A 13,637-nucleotide genomic window follows, 5' to 3' on the forward strand; every position below is an offset into this window, starting at 1 on the left:
TAGGGGAAATCCTTACCGGAGGGCCCGGCGGCGAACTCCTATGCTGAGGCCGTGGAGGTCGACCCGATCGCGCCTGAGCTGGCCACCGGCGACTTCGTGGCGATGATGAACGCCTCGAAGGCGTGCGTGCTGGTCCACGACGCGGCGACCAAGAACATCCTGTGGGCCAATCCCGCCGCGTGCGAGATGCTCGAATTCAGTCTGTCCGAGCTGCGCCCGCTCAAGGCCAACCACATGAGCAGCTCCGCCCAGCAGTACGACCGGGTGATCGGTCGAGCGTGGCTCCAGGCGGCGGTGGAACACGGTTCGAGCCGGATCGTGTGGCACTACCGGAGCAAATCCGGCCGGGTCATCCCCACGGACGCGGTCGCCATCCGGGTCGAACTGGAGCGCGGGCCCGCGGTGATGGTCCAGTTCCGCGACATCCAGCGCGCGGAGGAGATCGAACGAGAGCTGAAGCTGACGACGTCGTACGTCGACGCGCTGGCACGGCACACCTCGACCGTGGCGTTCATGCTCGACGCCGCCGGCGCGGTGCGGTTCGCGACGGACAGCGCCCTGACGTTCCTCGGCCTGACCGGCGACGACGATCGGCTGGCGGGGGAGCCGCTGACCGCGTACGCGCGGCTGTACCTGGGCGGCAGGCCGGTGCGCTGGGCCGAGGTGGTCGCCGGTGCCGATCCGGTCGGGCCGGTGCAGCTGGAGTTGCCGGGGGAGAGCTCGACCTGGCTGGAAGGGAGCCTGGAGCGGCTTTCCGAGTCCGAGGTCGACGCGTATCTGATGATCCTGCACGACGTCTCCGAGCGCGTCCGCGGCGAAGCGCGGCGAGAGCTGGAGCTGCGGCACGAGAACTACTTGGCGCGCTACAACGCCATGGGGGACATGGCGATGGCGATCGCGCACGAACTCGGGCAGCCGCTGGCCGCCGCCGCGAACTTCATCGCGGGGATCCGCGCGCGGGCCGCCACGATGGCGGGCGGCGGTGACGTCCGCGAGCAGATGGGCTACGGCCTGGACAGCGTCGCCCGGCAGATCGACCGGGCCAAGGACATCGTCGGTTCGCTGCGGTCCTTCGTCGGGCACCTGGAACAGGTCGAGCAGGTGGTCGACCTGAACGAGATCGTCCGGGAGTGCCTGTACTTCATCGAACTGAGCGCCGCGCCGAACTCCGTCGCCGTCGAGGTCCGGCTCGACCCGGCGCCGGTGCTGGTCCGGTGCGAACGCGTCCTCACCGGGCAGGTGGTGATGAACCTCTGCCTCAACGCGATCGACGAGACGACCGAATGCGAACCCCCGCAGCGGCGGATCACGGTGGGCACTCAAGCCAAGGAGGGGGTCGGCGTCCTGACCGTCGACGATCACGGCCGCGGCGTCGCCAGGGATCCGTTCGCCGAATCCTTCACCAGCAAACCCGGTGGCAGCGGGATCGGGCTGGCGCTGAGCCACCGCATCATCACCCGGCAGCACGGGAGCATCTGGGCCGAGCGGCGGGACGGCGGGGGCTCGCGGTTCGGGTTCGCGCTGCCGCTGGACACGTAAGGGAAATCCTCAGGCGGCGCGGTGGAAGTCGGGATATCGCCGGTTTCGGCCCCGGCTCTAGCGTCGAGGTATGCCCGATGAGCTGACCACGACCCAGCGACGGTTTCGCGCGGCGATGGCGAACCTTTCGACGGCTGTCAACATCGTCACCACCGACGGCGTCAGCGGCCGCGCCGGCATCACGGTGAGCGCGGTCTGCTCGGTCACCGACTCACCGCCGACCCTGCTGGTCTGCGTCAACCAGTCGAGCTACACGCACGACATCTTCCGGACCAACGGCAGGATGGCCATCAACGTCCTGGCCGCCCAGCACGAGGACCTCGCCCTGCAGTTCGCCGGTGCGACGGACGTGCCGATGCTCGACCGGTTCCGGTTCGAGGTCTGGGACCACGACAGGTTCCGCATCCCCGTCGTCCGCGACGCGGCCGCCGTCCTCATCGGAGGAGTCGGCGCCGAGTTCACCCAAGGGACGCACACGGTGCTCTTCGTCGAGGTCGAGGACGTCTTCGTCGACGAGGACGCCGGGGGACTCGCCTACTTCCGCCGCGAATTCCACCGGATCGCGCCATGAGCGAGCGCACCACGTTGATGTGTTACAACGACAACCACGGGTACGGCTGGCGCCATGTGGATCTGTTCGTGCACGACGCCGAGGGCCGTGAGCTGAACTGGGTCCATTGGCAGGCCCCGGCCGACGGTCCCGACGTCGCCGACGAAGTGACGGCGCGGGTCGAACCCAGGCTGAAGCGGACGTCCGAGTGGCGGCACGCGGTCAGCGCCGGCGGCGTCGACTACTGGGAAGCGGACGCCGCTTGGGAGGACGAGTGAACCTCATGCGCCCGTGGTCGCTGCGGGAACTCGTCCAGGACCTGCGGCAGGGGCGCACCACTCCGGAGGCGGCTTCGCGACGCGCGCTCGCCCGGATCGCCGAAACGGACGCGGAGCTGCGCGCGTGGGTCGACCGGACGGCCTTCCTGCCGGGCACGGGTGTGCCACTCGGGGTCAAGGACATCATCGATCTGGCGGGTGTGCCCACCCGTTGCGGTTCGACACTGCGCGCGGAGGCCGCTCCGGCGACCTCGGACGCGGCGATCGTGACCGCGTGGCGCTCGGCCGGAATGGCTCCGCTCGGCAAGACGGTCACCACCGAGTTCGCGTTCTTCGCGCCCGGCCCGACCCGGAATCCCGCGGCCCTCGGCCACACCCCGGGCGGCTCGTCGAGCGGGTCGGCCGCCGCGGTCGCGTCCGGGCAGGTGCCGTTGGCGCTCGGTTCGCAGACCGCCGGGTCGGTCACCAGACCGGCGTCGTACTGCGGCGTTGCCTCGCTGGTCATGAGCCACGGCAGGTACCCGTCCACCGGGGTGACGGGATTGAGCCCCAGCCTGGACAGCCACGGCGTCTTCGCGGCCACGGCCGCCGACCTCGCGCTCGCGTGGTCCGCGCTGACCGGCGATTCCGCACGAGAACCGCGTCCGCCGCGGATCCTGGTGTGGTCCGCCGACGCGCTCGACGTCGTCGAAGCACCGATGCGGCATGCGCTGACGCAAGCGGCGAAACGTCTGCGGGAGGCAGGGGCGACCGTCGAGCCGTTCCGCGACGAACAGTTGATGGTCGAGCTCACGGCCGCGCATCCCGTGGTGATGGCCTACGAAGCAGCGCGGGAAAGGTCTGCCGAACTCGCGGTGGCCGAGCGTTTGAGTGCACCTTTGGCGCAGCTTCTCCGGGCCGGGGCCGCGACCTCGGCCGACGAATACGAAACCGCCCGCGCCACCATCGCCGAGGGCTCAGACCGGCTGGCCGACGTGTTCGACGTTGTCCTCGGCCCGGCCGCGCCCGGCGCGGCGCCACACGGACTGGAGGCGACCGGGAACCCGGTGCTGAGCCGAGGCTGGCAGGCGCTCGGCCTGCCCGTGGTCACCGTTCCCGGATTCACCGACGCGGCGGGTCTGCCGCTCGGCCTGCAACTCGTCGGCCGTCACGGCGGGGAGAACGAACTGCTCGGGCACGCGTGCTGGGCGGAGCGGGTGCTCGCCGGGGATTCATGATAGGGAGCTCTTCATGGTCACCACCGATTCCGCGTCCGGCGGCGAGACGTCGCCGGTGGTCTACATCGTCGACGACGACGAGGCCATCCGCCAATCCCTGGTGTTCCTGCTGGAGAGCGTCGGGATCCAGGCGCTCGTCTACCCGGACGGGCCGACCTTCCTGGAGGAGTTCGATCCCGACGAGCCGAGCGTGCTGATCATCGACGTCCGGATGCCGGGGCTCAGCGGCCTGCAACTGCAGGAGAAACTGGTCGCCCGTGAATTCCCGGCCCCGGTGATCTTCTGTTCCGCGCACGGCGACATCCCGATGTCGGTGCGGGCGCTGCGCCTGGGTGCCGTCGACTTCCTCGAGAAGCCGTACGAGCCGCAGCGGATGCTGGAGGTCGTCCAGGCGCAACTGGTGGTCGCGGCGGAACGGTTCGCGGAGGCCGCGTGCCGCAAGGCCGTCGCCGAGCGGATCGCGACGCTGACCCCGCGCGAACGGGAGGTGCTCCTGCTGGTGATCGATGGTCTGCCCAGTCAGCTGATCGCGCGGCGGCTGGGCACGAGTGTGAAGACCGTCGACGTGCACCGGGCCCGGATCAAGGCCAAGACCGAGTCGGACAGCCTCGGCACTCTGGTGCGCGATGTCCTTCAGCACCAGGTCACCGTCTAGGTGCGAGTGGGAATTCCGGACTGCGCGGCGTGAGCGGAAAGGCGTGACTCGCGTGATCAGGGACGTGACTCGCGTGATTGGGGGCCGCACTCGGGTGTTCCGCCTCTGATCACGCGAGTTCCGGCTTCGATCACGTGAGTGCGGTGCCAGGTCAAGCCATCAGTACGGAAGTCGCCGGGAAGTCCGAAGCGAACCTCGCGGGCAGCGGCGCGATGAAGACGTTCTCGGTCCGCGTACGGGTGATCAGCCAACGCCCGTCCTCACGCCGGAACGCGTTGTTGAGCCTGCTCGACCGCAGCAGCCCCGTCCCGTCGGCGTAGAGCCACGGCTGGACGTGGATCCATTGCCCGTCGGCCCGGTCGCCGTCGACGCGGATCTGTTCCGAAGTCAGGTAATGGGCGTTGAGGACCAGCGCCGGGTCCCGCTTCTCGCCCCAGAACCGCTGGAAATGGGCCCGGATCGCGTCCTTGCCCACCGCACGGCCGAACTGCCCGTCGTAGTGCTCGCCGACGCCTTCCCAGACGGCGTCGTCCGCGTAGAGCTCGAGGATCAGGTCGATGCGCCGGTCGTCGTCGGTGACACCGTACTCCGGGCAGGGCGTGTCGCAGAGGAACATGTAGCGGGCCTGGACACGGCGGATCTCGGCCTCGGCCTCCAGCACCTCGACGCGGCGCCGGAGTTCGGTGAGTTCGTCGTTCATCGGTGGGTCCTCACGGGTGCGGTTTCGGGAAGGGCCAGCAGGCAGACGACGGTCAGCGCCATCCCGCCCGCCAGGTAGTAGCCGACCGACGTCGAAGTGCCCGTCCATTCGATGAGCCGGTTCGCCATCGACGGCGCGAGGCCGCCGCCGAGTACCGCACCGATCTGGTACGCCAGCCCGGCGCCGGACTGCCGTTGTTCGGGCGTGAACAGTTCCGTCAGGTAGGTGATCAGCGGGCCGAACAGGAACCCGGTGAGCGCGAAACCGACGGCGATGGCGAGCGCCCAGGCGGTCAGCGTGCCGACCCGCGCGATCGGGAAGAGCGCGAACATGTACGCCAGCACCGCGACGGACGCCGCGAGCATCACCGGTTTGCGGCCCAGCCGGTCGGAGAGCCGGGCACCGAGCACGACCGTCACCGCATGGATCGCGAGGCCGGGCAACGTGCACCACAGCACGTCCTGGATGTCCAGTCCGAGGCCCTTCGGCGCGGGACCGGCGGCGTAGGAGAGCATGAATCCGGCCAGGACGAACATGACACCGTTGAGCCCGGTGTTCGCGCCGGCGGCGAGCAGTAGCCTGCCCCAGTTGTCCCGGATGACGTTCCAGATCGGGATCTTGACGATCTTCTCGTCCAGTCTGCTGGCCGCGAGCTCGTGGAACACGGGCGATTCCTCGAGCGCGCGCCGCGCCCAGACACCGATGGCGAGGACGACCGCGCCCGCGATGAACGGGATCCGCCAGCCCCAGCTGGTGATGGCCCCCTGCGGTAAATAGAAGATCAGCACGAAGGCGAGGTTCGCCAGCAGCGCGCCGAGCGGCGAGCCCAAGGCGACGAAGGCGCCGAACGCCGCCCGTCGTGACGGCGGCGCGTGCTCGACGGCGAGCACCGACGCCCCGCCCAGCTCACCACCACGGGAGAAACCGTGCACCAGGCGCAACAGGACGAGCAGGAACGGCGCCGCGACCCCGATGGTGGCGTAGCCGGGCAACAGTCCCATCAGGACGGTGGCCGCGCCCATGAGATAGAAGGTGATGAGCATGGCGCGACGGCGGCCGTAGCGGTCGCCCACCCAGCCCATCACGATCGCGCCGAGCGGCGCGACGACGTAGCCGATCGTGTAGGTCGCCAGGCTCATGAACGAGGCGAACCAGGGATCGGTGTCGCCGGAGAAGAACACCTTCGGGAAGACCAGCGCGGAGGCGACCGTGTAGATGGAGAAGTCGAAGAACTCCAGCGAGGTCCCGGCACCCGCGCCGATCGCGAGCCGGCGGGTCTGGGACGAGGTGGTCCTGGATGGAGCGGTGGATGCTGTCATGCGCGCTCTTCCTTGAACGGTGACGGGCGGTCGACGTTGCGCCCCTCCCCGGCAACGTTCGTCCCAAGGTAGGAAGGCGGGGGTGCCGCGCCTATTGGAGGAACCTGTTGGCGGGCTGAAGGATTTCCCTACCGCGGGCCATCTGGTGCCAGAATCGGCCATGGATGTGGCGGTAGTCGGCAGTTCCAACCCACTTCTTGTCTGAAAGGGCCGGTGGGTGCGATGGTGTGCGTCGTGAGCGCGATCAACGATCTGCCGGCCACCGTTCAGGCCGAACTGCTGGCCTCCGGAGAGTTGTCGGCGAGGGAACTGCTCGACGCCACCCTCGACCGCGTGGCGGCGGTGAACCCGGTGCTGAACGCCGTCGTCAGTATCGACGAGGAGCGGGCGTGGGCCGCCGCGGCGGCGGCCGACGAGGCACGGGCCGCCGGTCGGTCGCTCGGGCCGCTGCACGGGCTTCCGCTCGCGATCAAGGACCTCCACGCGACGGCGGGGATGCGCACCACCTTCGGCTCGCCCGCGTTCGCGGACAACGTTCCCGACGCCGACGAACTCGTCGTCGCCCGGATGCGCGCGGCCGGGGCGGTCGTCTTCGGCAAGACGAACGTGCCCGAGTTCGGCGCCGGTTCGCACACCTTCAATCCGGTGTTCGGTCTGACCCGCAATCCCTACGCGCCGGACCGTTCGGCGGGCGGTTCGAGCGGAGGCGCCGCCGCGGCGCTCGCGGCCGGGATGACGTCGCTGGCCGACGGCAGCGACATGGGCGGATCACTGCGGAATCCCGCCTCGTTCTGCAATGTCGTCGGCCACCGGCCGAGTCCGGGGCGAGTGCCGACCTGGCCGGCCAAGGACGCCTGGTTCACCCTCGGCGTGCAAGGCCCGATGGGACGCACGGTCGCCGACACGGCGCTGCTGTTGTCCGTCCAGGCGGGCCCCGACGATCGCGCGCCGCTGTCGCTGGCCGAGCCCGGCAGCGTGTTCACCGCCGGACTGCCGACCCGGTTGCACGGCCTGCGGATCGCGGTTTCGCCCGATCTGGGCGGCCTTGTGCCCGTGGACGCCGACATCGCGACGGTCGTGGAAGGACAGGTGGACTTGCTGCGCCGGCTCGGCGCCGAGGTCGTCTCCGGCTGCCCGGATCTGACCGGGGCGGAAGAGGTGTTCCAGACCTTCCGCGCGCTGAACTACGCGCAGTCCGCCGGCGACCTCGTCGACAGCGAGCCGGACAAGGTCAAGCAGACCGTCCGCTGGAACGTCGCGAAAGGACGCGCGCTCACCGGAGCGGACATCGCGACCGCCAACCGGCTGCGCACCGAACTGTTCCACCGCGTACGTGCCTACTTCGACGATGTGGACGCCGTCGTTCTTCCCGCCAGCCAGGCACTTCCGTTCGACGCGGAGCTGGAGTACCCCAAGATCGTCGGTGGGACCGAGGTCGAGAACTATCTGCACTGGATGCGCGCGGCCTACCTGATCTCGGCCACGGAATGCCCGGCCACGGCCGTCCCGGCGGGGTTCACCGCCGACGGGCTGCCGATCGGGGTCCAGGTGGTCACACCGCATCACACGGATCTTCGCGCCCTCGGGATCGCGCACGCGCTGGAGAAGGCGAACGGTCACACCGCTCGCAGACCGGCCTGACCGTCTCATGGTGGTGCCAGCGCTACCACGAGTCTTCCCTCACGCGGGATCGATCACGGCCCTCGCCGCCCGTAGGTTTTGGCGAGAGAGATCACCACCGCTAAGGGGAAACGATGAATTCAGGGGGCGCGTGCGCCTTGTCGCTGGACTCCGTGAGCAAGGTCTACGGATCCGGTGACGGCGCGGTCACGGCTTTGAACGGGGTGACCGTCGAAGTGCGCCGGGGCACGTTCACCGCGGTGATGGGACCGTCGGGCTCGGGCAAGAGCACCTTCCTGCACTGCGCGGCCGGGCTGGACAAGCCCAGCTCGGGCCGGGTGCTGCTGGGGGACACGGAACTGAGCAGGATGCGGGAGAAAGCGCTCACCGAGCTGCGGCGGACCCGCATCGGGTTCATCTTCCAGGCCTACAACCTGCTGCCGTCGCTGAACGTGCTGCAGAACATCACGCTGCCACTGCGGCTGGCCGGGAAGAAGCCGGACCCGCAGTGGCTGCGCGAGATCGTCGAGGGCGTGGGGATCGCGAAGCGGCTCGAACACCGTCCGTCCGAACTGTCCGGTGGCCAGCAGCAGCGGGTCGCGATCGCCCGCGCGCTGGTCACCCGGCCGGAGGTCGTCCTCGCCGACGAGCCGACCGGGGCACTGGACACCCGCACCGCGAAGCAGGTCCTCGACCTCCTTCGCTCCATTGTGGACGGCATGGGGCAGACCGTGTTGATGGTCACCCACGACCCGGTCGCGGCGTCGGCCGCGCACAGCGTGCTCTTCCTCGCCGACGGCAAGCTGGCCGGCCACCTCCCGGCGCCGACGCCGGAACGGGTCGCCGAGCGCATGACCCACCTCGGGGAGTGGTGACGTCATGTGGGATTTGGCCTGGCAGACGACGAAAACCCGCTTGAGCGGTTTCGTCGGCGCGTTCGTCGCGATCCTGTGCGGGACGGCGCTGGTCGCCGGCTGCGGCGTCCTGATGGAATCCGGACTGCGCGCCGGCGTCCCCACCCAGCGGTACGCCGACGCGGCGGTCGTCGTGGGCGGCGGGCAGACGGTCGCACCGCCCGGGACCGGCGCGCTCGACGGCCAGCAGGTCGCCGAGCAGGCGACGGTGCCGGTGACGCTCACCGGCGCGATCACCGCGGTGCCCGGCGTGCGTGGTGTGGTGGCGGAGCAGAGCTTCCCGGCCACCGTGGTGACCGCCGACGGCCGGCCGTTGACCGGGCCGGAAGGCGGCCAGTCGCTCGGCCACAACTGGGACGCCGCCGTGCTGGCGCCGTTCTCCTTGCGTGACGGCCGCGCGCCCGTCGGTGCCGACGAGGTGGTCCTGGACGCGGACCTCGCGTCACGGAGCGGCGTGACCGTGGGGCAGCGGGTGAAGATCGCCGTCCGTTCGGCGCCGGTCGAGTTCCGGGTCTCCGGGATCGCCGCCCCGAAGACGGGCGACGGCCTCACCCGGCAGTCCGCGCTGTTCTTCTCGCCGGAGAAGGCCACCGAACTCGCCGGGATCCCCGGACAGGCGCACGCGATCGGCGTGCTGGCGGAGCCGGGTGTCACGCCGGGCGACCTCGCCGAAAAGATCAGCGCCGCGGTCGGCGACAAGGTGACGGTGGCGACCGGGGTCGAGCGCAGCACGGTCGAGTTCCTCGACGTCAGCCAGACCCGGATGCTGCTGATGGCGCTCGCGGGATCGTTCGGCGGGTTCGCGCTCCTCATCGCGGTGTTCGTCGTGGCCAGCACCCTGGCGCTCGTCATCAACCAGCGCCGCCGGGAGTTCGCCCTGCTGCGGGCGATCGCGGCGACACCGCAGCAGATCCGCAAGCTCATCGGCGCCGAGACGATGATCGTCGCCTCGGTCGCGGGGGTCCTGGGCAGCGGTCTCGGGGTCGCGGTGGGCTTCGGCCTGCGGAACGCCTTCGGTGCCATCGGAGTGATCCCGCCGGACTTCGAACTGGCGATCAGCCCGATCCCGCTCGTCGCCGCGCTGGTGCTGGGCCTGGGCACGGCGCGGTTGGCCGCCTGGTCGGCTTCGCGGCGCCCGTCGTCGATCCGGCCGGTGGAGGCACTCGGCGAGGCCGCGGTGGAGCGGCGCGAACTCGGCAGGGTGCGCCTCATCGTCGGCTGCGCGCTGGTGGTGACCGGTCTCGCCGGGTCGATGGTCCCGATTTTCGTGCGCGGTGAGGCGGGATTGGCGGCTTCGGGCAGTTCGGCGCTGGTGATCGTGATCGGGCTGGGCGTGCTCGGCCCGAAGGTGGTCGCCCTCATGACGCGGCTGGTCGGCCCGGTGCTGAACCGGACTTCGCGGATCAGCGGCTATCTGGCCGCCGCGAACAGCCAGGCCAATTCGCGACGGCTGGCGGCCGCGGTGACGCCGGTGATGCTGGCGGTGTCGTTCGCGCTGACGATGTTCTACAGCCAGACCTCGGCTGCCGCGGCACGCCAGGAGGAGACCGTCGAGTCGACCACGGCCGACTACGTGCTCGCCAGTGGTACCGGCGGACTGTCCCCGGAGGTCGCCGAGGCGGCACGGCGTGTCCCCGGCGTCTCCGCCGCGACGCCCGTGGTGCGCACCGAGGTGCTGAACACGGTGCAGGAGCAGGACAAACTGCGCGTCGAGCGGTACGCGGCGCAAGGTCTGGACGGCGCGCAGGTCCGAGGGAACGTCGATCCGGGTGTCGTCTCGGGCAAGATCACCGACCTGACCGGGAACACCGTGGCGATGAGCGAATCGGAAGCCGACTGGTACGAGAAGAAGGTCGGCGACGAGGTCGAGTTCTTCTTCGGTGACGGCGCTCCGGCGAAGCTGCGGCTGGTCGCCACCTACACCCGCGAGCAGGCCTTCGGTCGGTACGTGCTCCCCGCCGAGCTCGCGAGGGCGCACACCGGCGACCGGATGGACGATGCGGTGTTGGTGCGGCAGCAACCCGACGCGGATGCCGCCGCCGTGACCGCCGCGCTGAACGAACTCGCGGTCCGGTATCCGGGGCTGGCCGTGACACCGGGATCGGCGGTGGCCGCACCCGCGAACGGGCAGCAGGACGCCCAGTTCTACGTGAACCTGGTCGCCGTCGGGGTGATCCTCGGCTACGTCGTGATCTCGGTGGCGAACACGCTGGTGATGAGCACGGCGCAGCGCTCGCGGGAGTTCGCGCTGCTGCGCCTGATCGGCACGACGAAACGCCAGGTGGTGCGGATGATGCGGTTCGAAGCACTGGCGACGGTCGGGGTCGCGGCCCTGCTGGGCACCGTGGTGGCGGGGATCCCCCTGATGCTGCTGAACCTCGGCCTGCGCGGGACACCGCTGCCGTCGGGCACGGTCACCGTCTTCGGCGGGGTCATCGCCGGGGCGATCCTGCTCGGGCTGGTCTCGCTCGGCCTCGCCACCCGCGTGGCGCTGCGGTCGAAGCCGATCGAGGCCATCGGTCTCCGCGAATAGCGCGTTCCCGTCGTCCGGTCAGCCCTCCGCGGCGGGCCGGACGGCGGGGATCTTCCCGCCGCGGAAGGCGTCCACGAACAACCGGTGGTCGTCGCGCGACTGCTCGGCGTAGGCCATCCCGAATTCGGTCAGCGTGCGGACGAACTCGTCCTCGCGGTCGCCGATGACCGCGGCGATGGCCTCTTCGCTCTGGAAATCGACCAGCGTCTGCTCGGAGTCCGAATCGGACACGCAGTGCATCTTCGCGGTGGCGCGGCCGAGATAGTCGAGGACCGGCCCCATCTCCGACGGTTCGGTCAGCTCGGACCAGTCCAGATCGTCGACGTAGGGCGACAACTCCGAGACGACGAACCCGGTCCCGTCGATCTCGGTGTACCCGAGCCACGGGTCCGCGTGCGCCTGCAACGCGCGCTGGGAGACGGCGGTGCGGTGCCCCTCGTTGGTGAAGTAGCCGCGGATGCGCTCCTCGGCGACGATGCGGCTCGGCGCCGCGACGTTCCCCTGTTTCATCGACAGGACGACGTCGTTCTCGAGCGCCTGGGTCCGGCCTTCGACGAGGATGTTGTACGCGGGCAGCCCGGCGGAGCCGATCCCGAATCCGGTCCGGCCGACGATGTCCTTGACCCGGTAGGTGATGCTGCCGAACCGCTTGTTCTCCGGGATGGTGTCCAAATAGGACTCGAAGGCCCGGATCGCGATTTCGCGTTCGGCCTGGTCGAGGACGCGGACGCCCGGCCCGTGCCGGAACCTGCGGTCGTAGTCCTCCACGGTGGTCAGCTCGTCGAGCAGATCGATCCGGGTTTTGAGCCGGGCCCTGAGCAGGACGTTGTGCAGGACACCCTCGGTGCTGTCCAGCTGGAGCCGGACGAGTTCGTCGCCGGGTCGCTCGGCGTACTCGCGGACCTGTTTGACGTAGGCGCGCAGATAGGTGCCGATCAGCGCCTCGATGTCGTCGTCGGAGATCGCCTTGCTCCACGCCAGCAGCGCGACACTGGCGGCCAGCCGTTTGAGGTCCCAGGTGAAGCAGCCGAGATAGGCCTCGTCGAAGTCGTTGACGTCGAACACGAGCGTCCCGGACGAATCCATGTAGCTGCCGAAGTTCTCGGCGTGCAGATCGCCCTGGATCCACACGCGGCCGGTCTCGGCGTTCGACCACGGATCGTCCTCGTGCGCCATGTCCGCGTAGAACAGGCACGCCGAGCCCCGGTAGAAGGCGAACGGGGCGGCGGCCATCTTGCGGAACTTGCGGCGGAACGCGTCGGCGTCCGCGCGCATGAGATCTTCGAAGGCCTCCACCAGCACTTCGACGATCCGCGCCTGACGAGCGTCCTCGCCCTGCTCGCGGATCGACTCGACCACACCTGCCATCACGACCTCCCGACGTCGTTCACGGTGCCACAGGTCGCTTCGCCGGGCAGATCAGATCTTGCGGAAACGCGCGTCCAGTAGCGCGAAGGCGCCGAACGCGGCGATGCCCGCCGCGAGCGCGAGGAGCATCGGGCCGCCGTACGGCTGAGCGGAGAGCGTCTTCAACGCGGCGTCGAGGCCGCTCGCCTTGGCCGGGTCGAAGGTGATCGCGGCGACGACGGTCAGCACGCCGATGGTGCCGTACGCGGCGGAGAGCGCGATCCAGCCGATCTGCCCGAGCCGGATCGTCACGGTCCTGGCCGTCCCGGTGGCACCGCCGAAGTCGAGCTCCCGCACGAAGGTCTTCCGGAAGCCGCGCTGGGCGAGGAACACCGCCACCGCCACGACGGCGACTCCGGCGAGGGTGATGAGGAGAGGCCCGTAGGACTTCGCGAGGATCCCGGCCACGAGAGAGCTTTGGCCGTCGTCGGCGCCCGCGAGGGCGATCTTCACCGCGCTGTAGGAGACGAGGCCGTAGAGCACGACTTCGATCCCGCTGACGATCCTGCGCACGGTCCGTCGGCGCGTCTTCACGTGCCGGTGCCCGGTGATCGCCTCGCCGAGCTGCCACATCGCCAGCACGGCGAGACCGGCCGCGATCAGCCACAGCAGCCACGCGCCCCCTTCGGCGACGACCAACTGCAGGGCGCCCGCCTTGTCGGCCTTCGCGTGGTCGCCGAGCGCGACCTGCGCCGCGAGCCAAGCGACGAGCAGGTGCACGACCGCGTAGCAGACCAGCCCGCCCCGGGCGATGAGGCCGAACGTCTTGCTGTCGCGCATCGGGCGATCCTCGCCGAGCCGGCGTCCGCCCACCAGGCCCGGCCGGAGCAATGTGCCCGAAATGTCGGGCAGGTCACTCTTGATCTCCACCGAGGTCGAGGGTGAAGGCTGGGTTCATCATCGGC

At 69.9% G+C, this 13,637-nt stretch carries 12 protein-coding genes; 8 read left to right on the plus strand and 4 right to left on the minus strand.

All coding sequences use genetic code 11. The annotated features are described in order from the left end of the window. Positions 1-51: 51 nt before the first annotated feature. From AJAP_RS17640 to AJAP_RS17660, 5 genes are all read left to right on the plus strand, one after another. A complete protein-coding gene (locus AJAP_RS17640) occupies positions 52-1,539 on the plus strand; it encodes a PAS domain-containing sensor histidine kinase (protein ID WP_038513038.1) in 1,488 nt (495 codons plus the stop codon). A gap of 70 nt (positions 1,540-1,609) precedes the next feature. Beyond that, positions 1,610-2,110, plus strand: a complete 501-nt coding sequence (locus tag AJAP_RS17645) for a flavin reductase (RefSeq protein ID WP_038513041.1) — start codon at positions 1,610-1,612, stop codon at positions 2,108-2,110. Continuing rightward, positions 2,107-2,367 (plus strand): hypothetical protein, encoded by a 261-nt coding sequence (locus tag AJAP_RS17650; protein ID WP_038513045.1) that lies wholly within the window; start codon positions 2,107-2,109, stop codon positions 2,365-2,367. Before AJAP_RS17645 ends, AJAP_RS17650 begins: the two co-directional genes overlap by 4 nt. A gap of 5 nt (positions 2,368-2,372) precedes the next feature. Beyond that, a complete protein-coding gene (locus tag AJAP_RS17655) occupies positions 2,373-3,584 on the plus strand; it encodes an amidase (RefSeq protein WP_038523302.1) in 1,212 nt (403 codons plus the stop codon). 13 nt (positions 3,585-3,597) lie between these two features. Next, entirely contained in the window at positions 3,598-4,239 is a 642-nt protein-coding gene (locus AJAP_RS17660; RefSeq protein ID WP_038513048.1) for a response regulator transcription factor, read from the plus strand. A gap of 151 nt (positions 4,240-4,390) precedes the next feature. Here AJAP_RS17660 and AJAP_RS17665 read toward each other — a convergent pair whose 3' ends face one another. Together AJAP_RS17665 and AJAP_RS17670 are read right to left on the minus strand one after the other, a co-directional pair. Further along, positions 4,391-4,939 (minus strand): nuclear transport factor 2 family protein, encoded by a 549-nt coding sequence (locus AJAP_RS17665; protein WP_038513051.1) that lies wholly within the window; start codon positions 4,937-4,939, stop codon positions 4,391-4,393. After that, a complete protein-coding gene (locus tag AJAP_RS17670; protein WP_038513054.1) occupies positions 4,936-6,258 on the minus strand; it encodes an MFS transporter in 1,323 nt (440 codons plus the stop codon). The genes AJAP_RS17665 and AJAP_RS17670 overlap by 4 nt, the downstream gene beginning before the upstream one ends. Before the next feature lie 234 nt (positions 6,259-6,492). On the opposite strand from AJAP_RS17670, the gene AJAP_RS17675 reads away from it, so the two are divergent. From AJAP_RS17675 to AJAP_RS17685, 3 genes are all read left to right on the plus strand, one after another. Further along, positions 6,493-7,899: an amidase gene (locus tag AJAP_RS17675; protein WP_228694970.1), complete on the plus strand. Its 1,407-nt coding sequence runs from the start codon at positions 6,493-6,495 to the stop codon at positions 7,897-7,899. A gap of 113 nt (positions 7,900-8,012) precedes the next feature. After that, complete coding sequence (locus AJAP_RS17680) at positions 8,013-8,753, plus strand: ABC transporter ATP-binding protein (protein WP_038513058.1); 741 nt, start codon at positions 8,013-8,015, stop codon at positions 8,751-8,753. A 4-nt stretch (positions 8,754-8,757) separates the two neighbouring features. After that, the gene (locus tag AJAP_RS17685) at positions 8,758-11,325 is read left to right on the plus strand and encodes an FtsX-like permease family protein (protein ID WP_084098215.1); all 2,568 of its coding nucleotides are present in this window, start codon (positions 8,758-8,760) and stop codon (positions 11,323-11,325) included. Positions 11,326-11,343: 18 nt separating this feature from the next. Here the strand turns inward: AJAP_RS17685 and AJAP_RS17690 are convergent, their stop codons facing one another. Next, on the minus strand, positions 11,344-12,693 hold the full coding sequence (locus AJAP_RS17690) for a DUF2252 domain-containing protein (RefSeq protein ID WP_038513061.1): 1,350 nt from the start codon (positions 12,691-12,693) through the stop codon (positions 11,344-11,346). A 51-nt stretch (positions 12,694-12,744) separates the two neighbouring features. Next, positions 12,745-13,602 carry a DUF1206 domain-containing protein gene (locus AJAP_RS17695; RefSeq protein WP_038513064.1) on the minus strand — a complete coding sequence of 286 codons (858 nt, stop codon included), beginning with the start codon at positions 13,600-13,602 and terminating at the stop codon, positions 12,745-12,747. Positions 13,603-13,637: the final 35 nt, after the last annotated feature.

It is taken from the genome of Amycolatopsis japonica (genome assembly GCF_000732925.1).
Taxonomy (GTDB): Bacteria; Actinomycetota; Actinomycetes; order Mycobacteriales; family Pseudonocardiaceae; genus Amycolatopsis; species Amycolatopsis japonica.